This is a genomic window from Comamonas testosteroni TK102 (genome assembly GCF_000739375.1).
Classification (GTDB): domain Bacteria; phylum Pseudomonadota; class Gammaproteobacteria; order Burkholderiales; family Burkholderiaceae_C; genus Comamonas; species Comamonas brasiliensis.
Map to the genome: position 1 here is coordinate 1195429 of NZ_CP006704.1, position 16168 is coordinate 1211596.

Genomic DNA, 16168 nt, shown 5'->3' on the forward strand with positions numbered 1-16168 from the left:
ACCCCCTGAGGGAAACCATGAGCGATATCGAAGCACGTGTCAAAAAAATCATTGCTGAACAACTCGGCGTTGAAGAGTCCCAAGTGACCAACGAAAAGGCCTTCGTGGCTGACCTGGGCGCTGACTCCCTGGACACAGTGGAACTGGTGATGGCCCTGGAAGATGAATTCGGCATCGAGATCCCTGACGAAGACGCAGAGAAGATCACGACGGTGCAAAACGCCATCGACTACGCCAATACCCACCAAAAGGCCTAAGGTCTTTTTTCAGCGATCAGTTAAAGGTTTGAACGCATGAGCCGTCGTCGCGTTGTCGTGACCGGTCTGGGCTGCATCTCCCCCGTGGGTAACACGGTGGGCGAAGCCTGGGCCAATCTTTTGGCCGGCCAGTCCGGTATTGACCTCATCACCAAGTTCGATGCGTCGAACTTCTCCTGCAAGATTGCGGGTGAGGTCAAGGGATTTGATGTGGAGAAGTACATGAGCGCCAAAGATGCGCGCTCCATGGATACCTTCATTCATTACGGCATCGCGGCTGCGGAGCAAGCCGTTCTGGACGCAGGCCTGCCCACAGGCGAAGCCCTGTCCGAAGACCTTGCCACACGCATTGCCTGCGTGATCGGCTCGGGCATTGGCGGCCTGCCGCTGATCGAGAACACTCACGCAGAACTGGCTGCCCGCGGTCCTCGCCGCATCACGCCGTTCTTCGTGCCTGCTTCCATCATCAATATGGTGGCAGGGCATGTGTCCATGCGATTTGGCTTCAAGGGGCCGAATCTGTCGATCGTGACTGCCTGCACCACAGGTCTGCACTGCATCGGCGAAGCCGGACGCATGATCGAATACGGCGATGCAGACATCGTCGTGGCCGGTGGCACGGAAGCCACTGTCTCGCCTCTGGGTGTCGGCGGCTTTGCTGCCATGCGTGCGCTGTCCACGCGCAACGACGACCCCAAGGCTGCCTCGCGCCCCTGGGACAAGGACCGTGACGGCTTTGTACTCGGTGAAGGTGCCGGTGTGCTGGTGCTCGAAGAGTACGAACACGCCAAGGCCCGTGGCGCCAAGATTTACGCGGAGCTGGCAGGCTTTGGCATGAGTGCCGATGCCGGTCACATGACGGCTCCCAACATGGACGGCCCCCGCCGCGCCATGCTCAATGCTTTGCGCAATGCCGGTGTGAACCAGGATCAGGTCAATTACCTGAATGCGCATGGCACGTCCACGCCGCTGGGCGATGCGAACGAGTCCAATGCCATCAAGGCAGCCATGGGCGAGTTTGCGAAGAAGAATCTGGTGGTCAGCTCGACCAAGTCCATGACGGGTCACCTGCTGGGTGGCGCGGGCGGCATCGAGAGCGTTTTCACCGTGATGGCGCTGCACGATCAGAAGATTCCTCCGACCATCAACCTGATCAACCAGGATCCCGAGTGCGATCTGGACTATTGCGCCAACACGGCGCGTGACGCCAAGCTGGAAGTTGCCGTGAAGAACAACTTCGGTTTCGGCGGCACCAACGGCACGCTGGTTTTCAAGCGCGTCTAAGTCGCTGCTAGCCCTTCTGTACAAGCCCGCACAGGCCCAGGCCTTGCGGGTTTTGTTCTATGTGCGGCTTGATCGTGCTTTCCCTAGCTTTGCGGCAGCCGGGTTTTCGCACATGGTCTGCCCATGAGTGCTCGCTACCATGCTCCCGCCGTTGCCTATGTCTTCGAGCGGCCAGTCTGGGCTGCCGGGGTGCTGCTGTTGATCGGGGCAGGCCTTTTGACGGTCCTGCTGGCCTGGTGCCTGCAGGCCAGGGAGAACGGTCTGCGGCTGCTGCTGACCCTACCGACTCTGACCTTGGCCGCAGCGCTGCTTTGCGCACAGTGGCGGAACTGGCCCCAAGGACGCCTGCTCTGGAATGGCGGGCATTGGTCGCTGGAGGCCAAAAACCTGTCAACTTCACAGTCATTGCCCGTGCAGCTGGGAGTGGGGCTTGATGGTGGCCACTGGCTTTGGCTCAGCGTTTCGGATGTCGTGGTGTTCAGAGCCAGGGGTGGCAGGCGCAGAGTGCTATGGATTTTCCTGTCCCAACGACACAGCCCCGAGCAATGGGGAGACTTGCGGCGTGCGGTATATTCCTCCATCGTGCCGCTGGCAGAGCAAGGCTAGGCCTTCGCCGGTTATGGCAGCACGCCGCTTGGCCTTTCATGACACCACCCGATTTTCCCACTCCCTCTGCCGACAGCGATCAGGCTCTGGTCGAACGAGCCAATGCTGGCGACACACGGGCTTTTGAGCTGCTGGTCATCAAATACCAGCGTCGCATCGAACGTCTGGTGGGCCGCATGGTGCGCGATGTCGATCTGGTGCCTGACATCACGCAGGAAACCTTCATACGCGCCTACAAGGCCTTGCACCAGTTTCGCGGCGAGGCCCAGTTCTATACCTGGCTGTACCGCATCGCCGTCAACACGGCCAAGAAGGCCTTGATGGAAATGCATCGCTCGCCGGTGATGACCGAGAGCGCGTTACACACTGGGGACGATGAGGATGAAACTTCTGTTCACAGACAGGAACTAACGACTCAGGAAACCCCGGAAACAGTATTGGCGGCGCGTGAAATTGCCGAAGCCGTCAATGCCGCCATGGAAGCTTTGCCCGAGGATTTGCGTCAGGCGGTTACGCTGCGTGAAATCGAAGGGCTCAGCTATGAAGAAATCGCTCAGGCGATGGACTGTCCCATAGGCACGGTGCGCTCGCGCATCTTTCGGGCACGCGAGGCGATCTCGGCCAGGGTCAAGCCCCTGCTGGAGCGCCAGGGCGGGAAGCGTTGGTAGTACAGGCAAGACGAGCAGGTGAACTTCATGAATGACGATCTGATCAAGCAGGAACAGTTGTCGGCCCTGGTGGATGGCGAGGCTTCCTCGGTCCAGATGCAGGCCGTGCTTTCCTATGCGGAAAGCGACGAAGGCCAGCAGTCCTGGGCCATGTATCACCTGATTGGCGATGTGCTGCGTTCTCCCGAGCTGGCCCATCACAGTCAGCACGATATTTTGAGCGGCGTGCGCGCCCATATGGAGCGCGAGCCTATCCGTGGCATTCATCTGCCCGGTGTGAGCGCAGATGCGGCCAGTTCCCTGGGTCTGGGCAGTCTGGAGCAGATTACCGCAGCCGAGGAACGCGAGCGGGCGCTGGGCAATGGCGCAGCCGTGGTCAGCCTGCCCGGTCGTCAGGCGGCCAATGCATCGGTCTTTCGCTGGAAGATGGCAGCCGGCTTTGCCTCGGTGGCTGCCGTGGCCGCCGTGGGATGGGGGGCGATGCTTGCCGGCTCGGGCGGCCTGTACGGTCGCCAGGGCGGCGCTCAGCTTGCGGCTCTGAGCCCGAATGTCGTCGTGGCCGCCGCGCCCGCTGCGTCGCTGGGTTTGAGCCAGCCGGTCTCCGGCGCTGAGGAAGCGGTCATGCCACTGAGCTCGGAAGCCCAGTCGTCCACCGTCGTGGCAGTTGCCAGCCCCAACGGCCAGACCGTGATGCTGCGTGATCCGCGCCTGGACGAGCTGCTGGCTTCGCACCCTCAGCAAAGCAGCGCACCGAATCTGCAGATGCCGGCCAGCTTCCTGCGCAATGCAAGCTTTGCCACGGCTACCCGCCATTGATGCTTCTCGGTATGGCAGTCCTCTGCCTGGATTCGTGGTTTTTCAGCCTTGAGTCTTGTGCAGACTACGCAAGCTGCTATTGATTTCAATACAGTTGACCGCAGATGCTGTCTCATCTGCGGTCAATTCGATGGGGCAGGGCACTTTCGGCCGATGCCGGCTTTTGCCAGAATGAACGTTCGACGCTCCTACCCGCTTTCTCTCATGGGTCTGATTTCACGACCGCTTGTGTCAGACGATTCGAACAAGGAATAGAAACGATGCGCACACCCGCCCGGATGACGCTCAAGTCCCGTGTTTCGGCTACAGCCCTGGCCAGCGCCATGGCAATCGCGGCCCTGGCCGCAGGAGCCGTGCTGCCGGTCACCGCCGCTCATGCCCAAAGTGCTGCAACGGCGCGCGGCCTGCCGGACTTCACGGATCTGGTCGATCAGGTCGGCCCTTCGGTGGTCAACATCCGTACGCTGGAGAAGGTCTCCAACAACAGCGCCGAAGCTCTGGGCATGGATGAAGACATGCTGGAGTTCTTCCGCCGCTTCGGCCTGCCCGTGCCCAATGTGCCGCGCCAGCGTTCGCCCAAGGGCGGTCAGTCCGAGGAAGAGCAGCCGCGTGGCGTGGGTTCGGGCTTCATCCTCACCGCCGACGGCTACGTGATGACCAATGCCCATGTGGTCGATGGCGCCGATGAGGTCATCGTCACGCTGACCGACAAACGCGAGTTCAAGGCAAAGATAGTCGGCGCGGACAAGCGCACCGATGTGGCCGTTGTCAAGATCGATGCCAAAGGCCTTCCCGCGGTCAAGATCGGTGATGTGAGCAAGCTGCGCGTGGGCGAGTGGGTCATGGCGATTGGCTCGCCCTTCGGACTCGAAAACTCGGTGACGGCCGGCATTGTCTCGGCCAAGCAGCGCGATACCGGCGACTATCTGCCCTTCATCCAGACCGATGTGGCCATCAACCCCGGCAACTCGGGTGGCCCGCTGATCAATATGCGGGGCGAGGTGGTGGGGATCAACAGCCAGATCTACTCGCGCTCGGGCGGCTTCATGGGCATCAGCTTTGCGATTCCTGTGGATGAAGCGATCCGTGTCAGCGATCAGCTGCGTGCCACCGGCAAGGTCACGCGCGGCCGTATCGGCGTGCAGATCGGCCCCGTGACCAAGGATGTGGCCGAGTCCATCGGCCTTGGCAAGCCCGAGGGCGCACTGGTGTCGGCTGTCGAGCCGGACTCTCCTGCGGCCAAGGCCGGTGTGGAGGCGGGCGACGTGATCACCAAGTTCGATGGCAAGGCCATCGAGAAGGTCTCCGATCTGCCGCGTCTCGTGGGCAATACCAAGCCCGGCACCAAGAGCACCATTACCGTGCTGCGCCGCGGCAAGCTCAAGGAACTGAGCATGGTGATTGCCGAAGTGCCTTCCGACGAATCTGCCAAGGCCAAGGCTGGCAGCGGTGGGGCAGGCAAGACTCCCCCCTCCGGCACGCTGGAGAACAAGGCTCTGGGCCTGACGCTGAGCGAGCTGACGGCTGCCCAGAAGAAGGAGCTGGCCATCAAGGGCGGCGTGCGCGTGTCGGCTGCGGTGGATGCCGCAGCCCGTGCCGGCCTGCGCGAGGGCGATGTGATCCTGCAACTGGCCAATGTGGAAGTCTCCGATCTCAAGAGCTTCGAGGCGGCCTGGGCCAAGGCCGACAAGTCCAAACCCGTGAATGTGCTGGTGCGCCGCGGTGACTGGGCGCAATATGTGCTCATTCGCCCAGCCAAATAAGGGTGACGAAAAGCCGGCAAGAGCTTGTTGTCATTTCGCGATCTGAAATGGCAACAAGCCCTCAGCCTGCCAGTGCCCCTATGCCATTGGGTAGAATCCCACGCAAATGCATGGTGGTTGGACGCAAAAAATCACGCTGACAAGCGGTTTTCAAGCGGTGCAAAAGCCTTTGCAATCTCCTGCTGCTGATGGCTAAACGGCGTTTTCCGGTCTGTGGATAATTTGTTGACAAATGAATTTGAGAATCACAAACCGGAACTTGTCAAGCCTTGCTGGGTCTTGGTTTGCGGCCAGTTTTGCCTACAATAAAGTCCCAACTATCGCAGTTGCCAGAGATTGTTGGTTAAGGGCGCGCCGCTTGAGGGACGCGCCCTTTTTTCTTGCTGCTGCAGGCCACTTTTTTCAATTCCAAGCTGTCTTTCTCGTTGATGAATCACATCCGTAATTTCTCCATCATTGCGCATATCGACCATGGCAAGTCCACGCTGGCGGACCGCCTGATCCAGCGCTGCGGAGGCCTCGCCGACCGCGATATGGAAGCCCAGGTGCTGGACTCGATGGACATCGAGAAAGAGCGCGGCATCACCATCAAGGCCCAGACCGCGGCCCTGCAATACAAGGCCAAGGACGGGCAGGTCTACAACCTGAACTTGATCGACACCCCCGGCCACGTGGACTTTTCCTACGAAGTCTCGCGCTCGCTGTCGGCCTGCGAAGGCGGTCTGCTGGTGGTTGATGCCTCTCAGGGCGTGGAAGCCCAGACCGTGGCCAATTGCTACACCGCGCTCGACCTGGGCGTGGAGGTGTTCGCCGTCCTCAACAAGATGGACCTGCCTCAGGCCGACCCCGAGAATGCCAAGGCCGAGATCGAGGACGTGATCGGTATCGATGCCAGCGACGCCATTCCCTGTTCGGCCAAGACCGGCATGGGCATCGACGAGATTCTGGAAGCCATCGTGGCCAAGGTGCCGGCTCCAAAGGGCAATCCCGATGGCCCTCTGCGTGCCATGATCGTGGACAGCTGGTTCGATCCCTATGTGGGCGTTGTGATGCTGGTGCGCGTGGTGGATGGCGAGCTCAAGAAGAATGAGCGCTTCAAGATGATGGCCAGCGGCGCTGCCTATGAAGCCAACAGCATCGGCGTGTTCACCCCGGCCAACCAGCCGCGCGAGATGCTCAGGGCCGGCGAGGTGGGCTACATCATTGCCGGCATCAAGGAGCTGAAGGCCGCCAAGGTCGGTGACACCATCACGCTGGAAAAAAAGCTGCCCAACAACCTGGGTCCTGCCGAGAAGCCTCTCCCGGGCTTCAAGGAAGTCAAGCCCCAGGTTTTCGCGGGTCTGTACCCCACCGAAGCCTCTGAATACGACCAGTTGCGTGATGCGCTGGAAAAGCTGCAGCTCAATGATGCGGCGCTGCAGTTCGAGCCCGAGGTCTCGCAGGCTCTGGGCTTTGGCTTCCGCTGCGGCTTCCTGGGTCTGCTGCACATGGAAATCGTGCAGGAGCGACTGGAGCGTGAATTCGACCAGGATCTGATCACCACGGCCCCCAGCGTGGTCTACCAGGTGATCAAGGGCGACGGCGAGCTGATCGACGTGGAGAACCCCTCCAAGATGCCCGATATCGGTCGCATCCAGGAGATCCGCGAGCCCATCGTGACCGTGCATCTCTACATGCCGCAAGACTATGTGGGTCCGGTGATGACGCTGGCCAACCAGAAGCGTGGCGTGCAGATGAATATGCAGTACCACGGTCGTCAGGTCATGCTGACCTACGAGATGCCGCTGGGCGAAATCGTGCTGGACTTCTTCGACAAGCTCAAGAGCGTCTCGCGCGGCTATGCCTCCATGGACTACGAGTTCAAGGAATATCGCGCGTCCGACGTGGTGAAGGTCGATATCTTGCTCAACGGCGAGAAGGTCGACGCCTTGTCCATCATCGTGCACCGTTCGCAGTCCGTGTATCGCGGCCGTGCCGTGGTGGCGAAGATGCGCGAGATCATCAGCCGCCAGATGTTCGACGTGGCCATTCAGGCCGCCATCGGCGCCAACATCATTGCGCGTGAGACCGTCAAGGCCATGCGCAAGAACGTGCTGGCCAAGTGCTACGGCGGCGACATCACGCGTAAGCGCAAGCTGCTCGAAAAGCAGAAGGCCGGCAAGAAGCGTATGAAGCAGATTGGTTCGGTAGAAGTGCCGCAGGAAGCCTTCCTGGCCATTCTGCAAGTGGAGGATTGATGCAAGTCATGCAGTGGATCACGGCCGCCATCCTGGCGGCCTTTGTAGGCTATATCGCGGCCTGGTACACCGGCTCCATCGAAGGCAACTTCGCGCTGCTGCTGTTTCTGGCAACCGTGGTGACCGGTGTGTACTGGCTGGCCGAACGCTTTTATTTCTGGCCACGGCGCCGAGCGGCTGCGGCCGCGCTGGAGCAGGCTGCCGTCGAGCGCCGCGCCGAGCTGGACCGCATGGGCATTGCCAAGACTGACATCGAAGTCTCCGAAGACGCCAAAGGTCGCATTCTCATGCAACCCTGGTGGCTGGACTGGACTGCCGGTCTGTTCCCGGTGATCGCCATCGTCTTCGTGCTGCGTTCCTTCCTGTTCGAGCCCTTCAAGATTCCCTCGGGCTCCATGATTCCGACGCTGATGGTGGGTGACCTGATCCTGGTGAACAAGTTCACCTACGGCATCCGTCTGCCTGTGATCAACAAGAAGATCACCGAAGGCAACAAGCCCCAGCGTGGCGATGTGATGGTGTTCCGCTATCCCCCCCAGCCCACGCTGGACTACATCAAGCGTGTGGTGGGTGTACCCGGTGATGAAGTGGCCTATATCAACAAGCGCCTGAGCATCAACGGCAAGGAGCTGCCCGTGCGCGATCTGCCGGACTTTCTGGACCGCGACGTGATGCGTTATTTCAAGCAGTTCGAGGAAACCCTGGGCGAGCAGCCGCACCGTGCCATCGTCAACAACGATGTACCGGCCTTCATCCAGGGGGCGAGCAACTTCGAGTACAAGGAAAACTGCCGCTATAGCGTTGAAGGCGTGACCTGCAAGGTGCCCGAAGGCTATTACTTCATGATGGGCGACAACCGCGACAACTCGCTGGATTCGCGCTACTGGGGCTTTGTGCCGGACCAGAACATCGTGGGCAAGGCTTTTTTTGTCTGGATGAACTTCGGTGATCTGAGCCGTATCGGCCGTTTCCACTGAGCACCGGCAAACGTTTCGTCATTTTTCGGGGATACACGGGCAGGAACATGCCCGGCTTGAGAGGGGAAAAGCATGAAAAATCTGGCATTGCGCTCCAGGCAGCGTGGTCTGTCCTTCATCGGTCTGGTGTTTCTCGTGGCCATCATCGTGGCGGTTGCCGCAATTGGCGCACAATCGGTGCCCGTCTTCCTGGAGTACCAGGCCATCACCAAGGCGGCCAACAAGGCCGCCGCTGAAGGCAGTACCGTTGCCGAAGTCAAGGCCAGCTTCGATCGTTCGGCCTCCATTGATGACTTCAAGTCCATCTCCGGCAACGATCTGAACGTGACCAAGGTCAACGACAAGATCGTCGTGGGCTTCGAGTATTCCCGTGAGATTCATCTGGCAGGCCCTGCCTACCTTGTTTACCGTTTCAAGAAATAGACCTTTCAGGTGGAACCTGCTCTAGTCGCTCTGCAGCAAAGGCTGCAACATCAATTTGCCAACCCGGCGCTGCTGCAGCGTGCCATCACGCACCGCAGCTTTTCGGCCGACAACAACGAGCGACTGGAGTTTCTGGGCGACTCGGTGCTCAGTCTGGCCATCTCCAGCCTGCTCTATGCCAAGCTGGCCTCCATGCCCGAAGGCGATCTCTCGCGTGTTCGGGCCAATCTCGTCAAGGAAGGCACGCTGCACAAGATTGCGCTGAAGTTGCAGCTGCCCGATCTGCTGCGTCTGGGCGAAGGCGAGGCCAAGTCCGGTGGCAAGCAGCGCCCGTCCATCCTGGCCGATGCCGTGGAGGCGCTGATCGGTGCCGTCTACCTCGATGCCGGCTTTGCCGCAGGCGAGAAAGTCGTCCACCACCTCTTCGAGGGCGTGGACATCAACCCCCATATGCGTGCGGCCGACAAAGACCCCAAGACCGCACTGCAGGAATTGCTACAGGGCAAGCGCATGAAGCTGCCGCAATACCATGTGGTGGAAATAAGTGGCGCGGCGCACAAGCAGACCTTCAAGGTCGAGTGCACGATTGCCGAATGGAATATCAGCGCCCAGGGCTCGGGAGCATCCCGTCGCATGGGCGAGCAGGCAGCCGCCGCTGCCTTGCTGGAAAAAGTGAAAGCCAAAAATCCATGACCGATGCTGCTAAGAAAAAGATAGCGGGCACCGCAGGTGCAGAAAAAGCCAAGGGCCAAAAAGGCCCCAAGTCTGTGACTACCGATATCAGCGACCCCAGCCTGGACTACATCAGCGCCATGCTGGCCGCTGCCAAGCCCGGCAGCACGCCGACCGCCATCCGCGACCAGGAGGAAGAGGCTCCGGCTCGCGTCTACGCGCCCGAAGAGCAGCGCTGCGGCCTGATCGCCATCGTCGGCAAGCCCAATGTGGGCAAGTCCACGCTGATGAACGCGCTGGTGGGCCAGAAGATCTCCATCACTTCGCGCAAGGCCCAGACCACGCGCCACCGCATCACCGGCATCCGCACCAAGGACGAGACCCAGTTCGTCTTTGTCGATACCCCCGGTTTCCAGACCAAGCATTCCACCGCCCTGAACAAGTCGCTCAACAAGACCGTGATGGGCGCGATCGGCGATGTGGACCTGATCCTGTTCGTGGTGGAGGCGGGCAGCTTCACGCTGGCCGATGCCAAGGTGCTGAGCCTGTTCAAGCCCGGCATTCCCACGCTGCTGATCGCCAACAAGCTCGACACCGTGGGTCGCCGTGCCGAGATCGCACCCTGGCTTCGCGACATGCAGGAGCGCCATCCTTTTGCCGAGTTCGTGCCCATGTCGGCCAAGAACAAGAAGGATATCGAGCGCATGTATGGCATCTGCGCCAAATACCTGCCGCAGCAGCCTTGGTTCTACGGCGAGGATGAACTGACCGACCGCAGCGAGAAATTCCTGGCTTCCGAAACCCTGCGCGAGAAACTGTTCCGCTTCACGGGCGACGAGCTGCCCTATACCTCCACCGTGGTCATCGATAAGTTCGAGGAGGAGCCCAGCCCCAAGTTCGGCCGCTTCATGCGCGTTGCCGCCACCATCGTGGTCGAGCGCGACGGCCACAAGGCCATGGTGATCGGCCAGGGCGGCGAGCGCCTCAAGCGTATCTCCACCGAAACCCGCCAGGAGCTGGAAAAGCTGCTCAATGCCAAGGTGTTCCTGGAAGTCTGGGTCAAGGTCAAGTCCGGCTGGGCCGACGACGAGGCCCGGGTCAAATCCTTCGGCTACGAGTAAAACTTTTTGACCCCCACGCTCGCTCACTGCGTGTGCTCGCTGCCCCCTGAGGGGGCCCTGACCCGGCTTAGGCCGGGTTTTGCCTTGGGGCGGCCCGGCGGCAAAACCGCCCCCTTCACATTTTTGTTGTGGTACGGAGCAAGTCATGGCTAGCGCCAAACGCGTCGGCGACGAACCCGCATACATCCTGCACCAGTACGACTGGAGCGAATCCAGCCTGATCCTGGAGGTGTTCACACGCCATCGCGGGCGTGTTGCGCTCGCGGCCAAGGGTGTCAAGCGTCATACCTCCAACTTTCGCCCTGTGCTGCTGCCGCTGCAGCCGCTCAAGCTCAGCTACACGCTGGGAGCAGAGGGCAATGCCGAGATTCACACGCTCAAGGGCGCGGAATGGGCGGGCGGCCATGTCATGCCCCAGGGCGATGCGCTGTGGTCGGGCATGTACCTGAACGAGCTGCTGCTGCGCCTGCTGGCGCGCGACGACCCGTATGCGGCGCTGTTCGACATCTATGCCGGGGTGGTGCGCGTGCTGGCGGGTCAGCATGGCGGCACGACCGAGGCCATCGAGCCGGTGCTGCGTGCCTTCGAGCTGGTGCTGCTGCGCGAGCTCGGCCATCTGCCCGATCTGAGGCAGGAAAGCGCCACGCTCAGCCAGCTCAACAGTGTTTTGCGCTACACGCTGGTGGCTGATGGCGGTCTGCGCCAGGCCGCCGGTTACGAGCGCGCGGCGCTGAGTGGCCAGCAGTGGCAGACCATAGAGCTGGCGCTGCAGGCCGAGCAGCCATTTCCGCGAACCCTGAACGCACTGGCTGAGCCCGAAGTGGCCCAGGCCCTGAAGCCGCAATTGCGCCATCTTCTGCAATACCATTGCGGCTCAACCATGCTGCGCACCCGCCAGCTGATGATGGATCTGCAATCGCTATGAATACCTCTGCCTCCCCCCGCACCGCGCTTTCGGTCAATGTCAACAAGGTGGCGCTGCTGCGCAATACCCGCCATCTGGGCATTCCATCGGTGACGCGTGCGGCGCAGATCTGCCTTGAAGCGGGAGCGCAGGGCATCACCATTCACCCGCGTCCCGATGAGCGCCATATCCGTGCGCAGGATGTGTTCGAGCTGCAAGATCTGCTCAAGAACTGGCCTGAGGCCGAGTTCAATATCGAAGGCAATCCCACGCAGAACCTGATGGATTTCATCCGCCAGACGCGCCCGCACCAGGCCACCTTCGTGCCCGACAGCGAAGACCAGTTCACCAGCGACCATGGTTGGAGCTTTCCCCAGGATGCCGAACGCCTCCAGCCGCTGATTGCCGAATGCAAGGCCCTGGGCGTGCGCGTGAGCCTGTTCATGGACCCCATCCCCGAGCAGATGGCGGCTGCCAAGGCAGTCGGCGCTGACCGCGTGGAGCTCTACACCGAGCCTTTTGCCGCCAACTGGGGCAAGGCCGAGCAGGAGCAGCAACTGCAAACCTATGCCAGGGCTGCGCAGGCCGCGCTGGAGGCCGGGCTGGGTATCAATGCCGGCCATGACTTGAATCGCGACAATCTGGCCGCCTTTGTAGCCCGGGTGCCGGGTCTGGCCGAAGTCTCTATCGGCCACGCCCTGATTGCCGATGCACTGGAGCTGGGCTATGCCGAGACCGTCAAGGCCTATCAGGCCTGCATCGACGCTGGCATGGCAGGCTGGAATTCCTGAAAAGATAGCTGCCATTGCTTTGTGGGTAAGCGTTTAAGGCCTTTTTCTCTGTAAGGAGCCATGGATGATTTACGGCATCGGCACCGATATCTGCGACGTGCGCCGCATTCGCGCCAGCCTGGAAAAGCATGGCGAGCGCTTTGCCCTCAAGGTGCTGGCCGAGGGTGAAATGGCGACCTGGAAGGCGCGCAGCGCCCGTTGGCCCGAGCGCGGCATCCGTTATCTGGCCACGCGCTTTTCGGCCAAGGAGGCGTTCAGCAAGGCCGTGGGAATGGGCATGGTCATGCCCATGACCTGGCGCCATTGCGAAGTCATCAAGCTGCCCAGCGGCCAGCCTGCGATTCGTCTGCATGGCGAACTCAAGGAATGGTTCGAGAAAAACAATCTGACGGCCCATCTTTCGGTCACCGATGAATCCGACTATGCAGCCAGCTTTTGCGTGGTCGAGAGAAAAGAATGAAATATGGAGCTGGCGCTTAATGGATTAGCGCTAGCAGCTATCAAAAACAAAGTACATCATGAGCATGCACGCCCCTCTCATCATCGATATTGCAGGTACATCGCTGACCGATGTGGACCGCGCGCGCCTGGCCCATCCTCTGGTCGGCGGCATCATTCTCTTCAAGCGCAACTGGCACGATCGCAGCGCGCTGGTCCAGTTGTGTGCCGATATCAAGGCCGTCAAGCCCGACCTGCTGATCAGCGTGGACCACGAGGGCGGCCGCGTGCAGCGCTTTCGCACCGATGGCTTCACGCATATTCCGCCGATGCGCGCCTTTGGCGAGATGTGGATGGACGACGGCGGCAAGGGCCGGAAATACCGCGAAGGCAGTGGCGCCATGCGGGCCATGAACGCCGCCACGGCCGCCGGCTATGTGCTGGGTACGGAGCTGCGCGCCTGCGGTGTGGATTTCAGCTTCACGCCCGTGCTGGATCTGGACTACGGCGAATCCTCGGTCATCGGTGACCGCAGCTTTCACCGCGACCCGCGGTTGGTGGCCACCCTGGCCAGGAGCCTGATGCAGGGTCTGCTGCAGGCCGGCATGGGCAATTGCGGCAAGCATTTCCCCGGCCATGGCTTTGTGAAGGCCGATTCGCATGTGGACATTCCCGTCGACAGGCGCAGCCTGACGGCCATTCTCGACGAAGACGCCGCTCCCTATCCCTGGCTCTCCAGCGTGCTTACCGCCGTCATGCCCGCCCATGTGATCTATCCCAAGGTGGACAAGCGCCCGGCAGGCTTCAGCGAGAAATGGCTCAAGGACATCCTGCGCGCCCGTCTGTGCTATGACGGAGCCATCTTCAGCGACGACCTCAGCATGGAGGGTGCACGCCGCATCGATGGCGCACTCATCAGCTACACCGATGCCGCGTTGACGGCCCTGAATGCGGGCTGCGACATGGTGCTGCTGTGCAACCAGAGCCTAGGTCTGGGAGAGCATGTGGATGAGTTGCTGGACGGCATGGATGCCGCGCTGCGCGATGGCCGCTGGGTGCCCGATATCGACTCCGAATCGCGCCGTGTCTCGCTGCTGCCCGACACCGAGCCCCAGGCCTGGGACGATCTGATGCGTCAGCCCGCCTATCTGCAGGCGCTGGATCTGTTGCCCTAGGCGGCACTGAGCCGGCCCCGCCATCCGCTGCCTTTGACGCAAGGGCAGCGGATTTTTTGATGTCTTTCGAAGGCCCGGCAGGGCGGCTGCCGGCATTTAAGTCTGGCCTCAGCTAGCCGGCTTAGGGTGAGTTCAGGAGCCTGGCCGCGGCATCGCCGCGGCGCCAGTTGTTCATGAATCACCGAAAGCCTGCATGACTTCCAAGAGCCTGGGACCTGAGTCCCGCAAACACCGGTCGGGCGTTCTGCGCCAGGCCTTTTCGCTGACCCGGCCCTATTTCCAGTCCGAGGAGAAATGGAAGGCCTGGGGGCTGCTGGCCGCCATCGTGGGCCTCAATCTCGCCGCGGTGTTCATGCTGGTTCAGATCAATGAATGGAACCGGGTGTTCTATGACGCATTGCAGAACAAGCAGGCCGAGGTGTTCTGGCAGCAGCTATGGCGCTTTCTCTGGCTGGCCTTGGTGTATATCGTCATCGCGGTCTACAAGTTCTATCTGACGCAGTTGCTGCAGCTCAACTGGCGGCGCTGGCTGACCGAGCACATGTTGCAGCGCTGGCTGTCGGCCAAGGCGTTCTACCGGCTGGAGCTGGGGCGCTATGGCGTGGACGGCAGTGCCAAGGCCCCCGACAACCCCGACCAGCGGATTCAGGAGGACCTGAATCTGTTCACCACCTATACCGTGTCGCTGTCCATGGGGCTGCTGAATGCGGCCGTCACCTTTGTGAGCTTTGTCGGCATTCTGTGGAGCCTGAGTTCCGTCGTCGATATCGGTCTGCCGGCACTGCTCGGCGGAGGGCAGCTGCAGGTTTCCGGTTTCATGGTCTGGATGGCCGTGCTGTACTGTCTGGTCGGCAGTGCAATCACCTTCTGGATCGGCAAACCCCAGGTCTGGCTCAACAGCCGCCAGCAGCAGTTGGAGGCCAACTTCCGCCATCACCTGATCCGCGTGCGCGAACATGCCGAAGCCATCGCCCTGGACGGTGGCGAGCGCGTGGAGGGTGCCCAGATCGGCCTGCGTTTCGGTGATGCCCTTGGCAACTATCTGAACCTGATCAAGAAGCAAAAGAGCCTGGGCTGGTTTACCAATTTCTTCGGCCAGGCAGCCGTGGTCTTTCCCTTCATCATTGCCGCACCGCGTTTTTTCAGTGGCGCCATCCAGCTGGGCCAGCTGATGCAGATAGGTTCGGCCTTCAATCAGGTGCAGGACTCGCTGAGCTGGATCGTCAACAACTACTCCGATATTGCCGCCTGGCGGGCCACGACCTTGCGCCTGGCCGGTTTTGATGAGAGCCTGCGCCAGCAGGAGGTGCATCCGGTCGGCGTGCAGCTTGCAGCTTCGAACCAGTTGCAGACCCGGAATCTCGATGTCTCCCTGCCCGCAGGAAGCCCCATCGTGGCGGACGCCAGGCTGCTGATACGCCCGGGCCAGAGGCTTTTGATCAGCGGGCCTTCGGGCAGCGGCAAGTCCACCTTGCTGCGGGCGTTTGCAGGCATCTGGCCCTATGCGCGAGGCCAGGTGGAGCGGCCTCTGGACGCAATGTTCATCCCTCAGCGCCCTTATTTTCCCGACGGCAGCCTGCGCGATGCCCTGGCCTATCCGGAGCCGGCGGCAAGCTACAGCGATGCACAGCTCAAACAGGTCTTGCGCGAGGCGCAGTTGCCGCAGCTGCAGGAGCGGCTGGACAGCCAGGCGGCCTGGAACAGCAGCCTGTCGGGAGGCGAGCAGCAGCGGCTGTCCGTGGCGCGTGTCTTGCTCAAGCGTCCGGCCTGGGTGTTTGCGGACGAGGCCACGAGCGCGCTGGACAATGCCGCCGAAGCGCAGATCTACAGCCGGCTGGTGCAACTGGTGCAGGGCAGAGGCGGGGCACTGGTTTCGGTGGCGCACCGCGACAGCGTGACGGAGTTCCACACGTCCCGCTGGCTGCTGCAGCCGCTGCAAGGGATCCGGGAGGCCGACCTGCCCGGGAGCCGCTGAAGCAGGCAGGTTCGGGGACAAGCAGTCTCAACCGGGGTGCAGGCATGGGAGGCGCTGGCAG

16 protein-coding genes are annotated in these 16168 nt (G+C 61.4%); all 16 read left to right on the forward strand.

All coding sequences use genetic code 11. The annotated features are described in order from the left end of the window. Window positions 1-17: 17 nt before the first annotated feature. The 16 genes from acpP to O987_RS05425 all read left to right on the forward strand — a co-directional run bounded on the left by acpP (window position 18) and on the right by O987_RS05425 (window position 16107). Window positions 18-257: an acyl carrier protein gene (acpP, locus tag O987_RS05350; protein ID WP_003058049.1), complete on the forward strand. Its 240-nt coding sequence runs from the start codon at window positions 18-20 to the stop codon at window positions 255-257. A gap of 36 nt (window positions 258-293) precedes the next feature. Beyond that, a complete protein-coding gene (gene fabF, locus O987_RS05355) occupies window positions 294-1541 on the forward strand; it encodes a beta-ketoacyl-ACP synthase II (RefSeq protein ID WP_003057981.1) in 1248 nt (415 codons plus the stop codon). Between the two features lie 123 nt (window positions 1542-1664). Further along, window positions 1665-2147 (forward strand): hypothetical protein, encoded by a 483-nt coding sequence (locus O987_RS05360; RefSeq protein ID WP_043371058.1) that lies wholly within the window; start codon window positions 1665-1667, stop codon window positions 2145-2147. A 38-nt stretch (window positions 2148-2185) separates the two neighbouring features. Continuing rightward, window positions 2186-2815, forward strand: coding sequence for an RNA polymerase sigma factor RpoE (gene rpoE, locus O987_RS05365; RefSeq protein ID WP_003057978.1), 630 nt, complete (start codon window positions 2186-2188; stop codon window positions 2813-2815). 27 nt (window positions 2816-2842) lie between these two features. Then, a complete protein-coding gene (locus O987_RS05370) occupies window positions 2843-3631 on the forward strand; it encodes a sigma-E factor negative regulatory protein (RefSeq protein ID WP_003057976.1) in 789 nt (262 codons plus the stop codon). Window positions 3632-3891: 260 nt separating this feature from the next. Next, window positions 3892-5394 (forward strand): DegQ family serine endoprotease, encoded by a 1503-nt coding sequence (locus O987_RS05375; protein ID WP_003057974.1) that lies wholly within the window; start codon window positions 3892-3894, stop codon window positions 5392-5394. Between the two features lie 428 nt (window positions 5395-5822). Beyond that, window positions 5823-7631 carry a translation elongation factor 4 gene (gene lepA, locus O987_RS05380; protein WP_003057972.1) on the forward strand — a complete coding sequence of 603 codons (1809 nt, stop codon included), beginning with the start codon at window positions 5823-5825 and terminating at the stop codon, window positions 7629-7631. After that, window positions 7631-8608 (forward strand): signal peptidase I, encoded by a 978-nt coding sequence (gene lepB, locus O987_RS05385; protein ID WP_003057970.1) that lies wholly within the window; start codon window positions 7631-7633, stop codon window positions 8606-8608. Before lepA ends, lepB begins: the two co-directional genes overlap by 1 nt. 72 nt (window positions 8609-8680) lie before the next feature. After that, the gene (locus O987_RS05390) at window positions 8681-9031 is read left to right on the forward strand and encodes a DUF4845 domain-containing protein (protein ID WP_003057968.1); all 351 of its coding nucleotides are present in this window, start codon (window positions 8681-8683) and stop codon (window positions 9029-9031) included. Window positions 9032-9040: 9 nt separating this feature from the next. After that, entirely contained in the window at window positions 9041-9724 is a 684-nt protein-coding gene (rnc, locus tag O987_RS05395; protein ID WP_003057967.1) for a ribonuclease III, read from the forward strand. Further along, a complete protein-coding gene (gene era, locus O987_RS05400; protein WP_003057966.1) occupies window positions 9721-10824 on the forward strand; it encodes a GTPase Era in 1104 nt (367 codons plus the stop codon). The genes rnc and era overlap by 4 nt, the downstream gene beginning before the upstream one ends. Window positions 10825-10969: 145 nt before the next feature. Continuing rightward, window positions 10970-11749 carry a DNA repair protein RecO gene (gene recO, locus O987_RS05405; RefSeq protein WP_003057965.1) on the forward strand — a complete coding sequence of 260 codons (780 nt, stop codon included), beginning with the start codon at window positions 10970-10972 and terminating at the stop codon, window positions 11747-11749. After that, a complete protein-coding gene (locus tag O987_RS05410; RefSeq protein WP_043371060.1) occupies window positions 11746-12519 on the forward strand; it encodes a pyridoxine 5'-phosphate synthase in 774 nt (257 codons plus the stop codon). Before recO ends, O987_RS05410 begins: the two co-directional genes overlap by 4 nt. 64 nt (window positions 12520-12583) lie before the next feature. Further along, entirely contained in the window at window positions 12584-12979 is a 396-nt protein-coding gene (gene acpS, locus O987_RS05415) for a holo-ACP synthase (RefSeq protein WP_003057963.1), read from the forward strand. Window positions 12980-13037: 58 nt separating this feature from the next. After that, on the forward strand, window positions 13038-14132 hold the full coding sequence (gene nagZ, locus O987_RS05420) for a beta-N-acetylhexosaminidase (RefSeq protein ID WP_043371062.1): 1095 nt from the start codon (window positions 13038-13040) through the stop codon (window positions 14130-14132). Between the two features lie 193 nt (window positions 14133-14325). Then, entirely contained in the window at window positions 14326-16107 is a 1782-nt protein-coding gene (locus O987_RS05425; RefSeq protein WP_043371064.1) for an ABC transporter ATP-binding protein/permease, read from the forward strand. Window positions 16108-16168: the final 61 nt, after the last annotated feature.

Excerpts from the sequence above, each read along its gene's own strand:
- acpP (WP_003058049.1), top strand. The coding sequence starts at position 18 with ATGAGCGATATCGAAGCACGTGTCAAAAAAATCATTGCTGAACAACTC.
- fabF (WP_003057981.1), top strand. The coding sequence starts at position 294 with ATGAGCCGTCGTCGCGTTGTCGTGACCGGTCTGGGCTGCATCTCCCCC.
- O987_RS05360 (WP_043371058.1), top strand. The coding sequence starts at position 1,665 with ATGAGTGCTCGCTACCATGCTCCCGCCGTTGCCTATGTCTTCGAGCGG.
- rpoE (WP_003057978.1), top strand. The coding sequence starts at position 2,186 with ATGACACCACCCGATTTTCCCACTCCCTCTGCCGACAGCGATCAGGCT.
- O987_RS05370 (WP_003057976.1), top strand. The coding sequence starts at position 2,843 with ATGAATGACGATCTGATCAAGCAGGAACAGTTGTCGGCCCTGGTGGAT.
- O987_RS05375 (WP_003057974.1), top strand. The coding sequence starts at position 3,892 with ATGCGCACACCCGCCCGGATGACGCTCAAGTCCCGTGTTTCGGCTACA.
- lepA (WP_003057972.1), top strand. The coding sequence starts at position 5,823 with ATGAATCACATCCGTAATTTCTCCATCATTGCGCATATCGACCATGGC.
- lepB (WP_003057970.1), top strand. The coding sequence starts at position 7,631 with ATGCAAGTCATGCAGTGGATCACGGCCGCCATCCTGGCGGCCTTTGTA.
- O987_RS05390 (WP_003057968.1), top strand. The coding sequence starts at position 8,681 with ATGAAAAATCTGGCATTGCGCTCCAGGCAGCGTGGTCTGTCCTTCATC.
- era (WP_003057966.1), top strand. The coding sequence starts at position 9,721 with ATGACCGATGCTGCTAAGAAAAAGATAGCGGGCACCGCAGGTGCAGAA.
- recO (WP_003057965.1), top strand. The coding sequence starts at position 10,970 with ATGGCTAGCGCCAAACGCGTCGGCGACGAACCCGCATACATCCTGCAC.
- O987_RS05410 (WP_043371060.1), top strand. The coding sequence starts at position 11,746 with ATGAATACCTCTGCCTCCCCCCGCACCGCGCTTTCGGTCAATGTCAAC.
- acpS (WP_003057963.1), top strand. The coding sequence starts at position 12,584 with ATGATTTACGGCATCGGCACCGATATCTGCGACGTGCGCCGCATTCGC.
- nagZ (WP_043371062.1), top strand. The coding sequence starts at position 13,038 with ATGAGCATGCACGCCCCTCTCATCATCGATATTGCAGGTACATCGCTG.
- O987_RS05425 (WP_043371064.1), top strand. The coding sequence starts at position 14,326 with ATGACTTCCAAGAGCCTGGGACCTGAGTCCCGCAAACACCGGTCGGGC.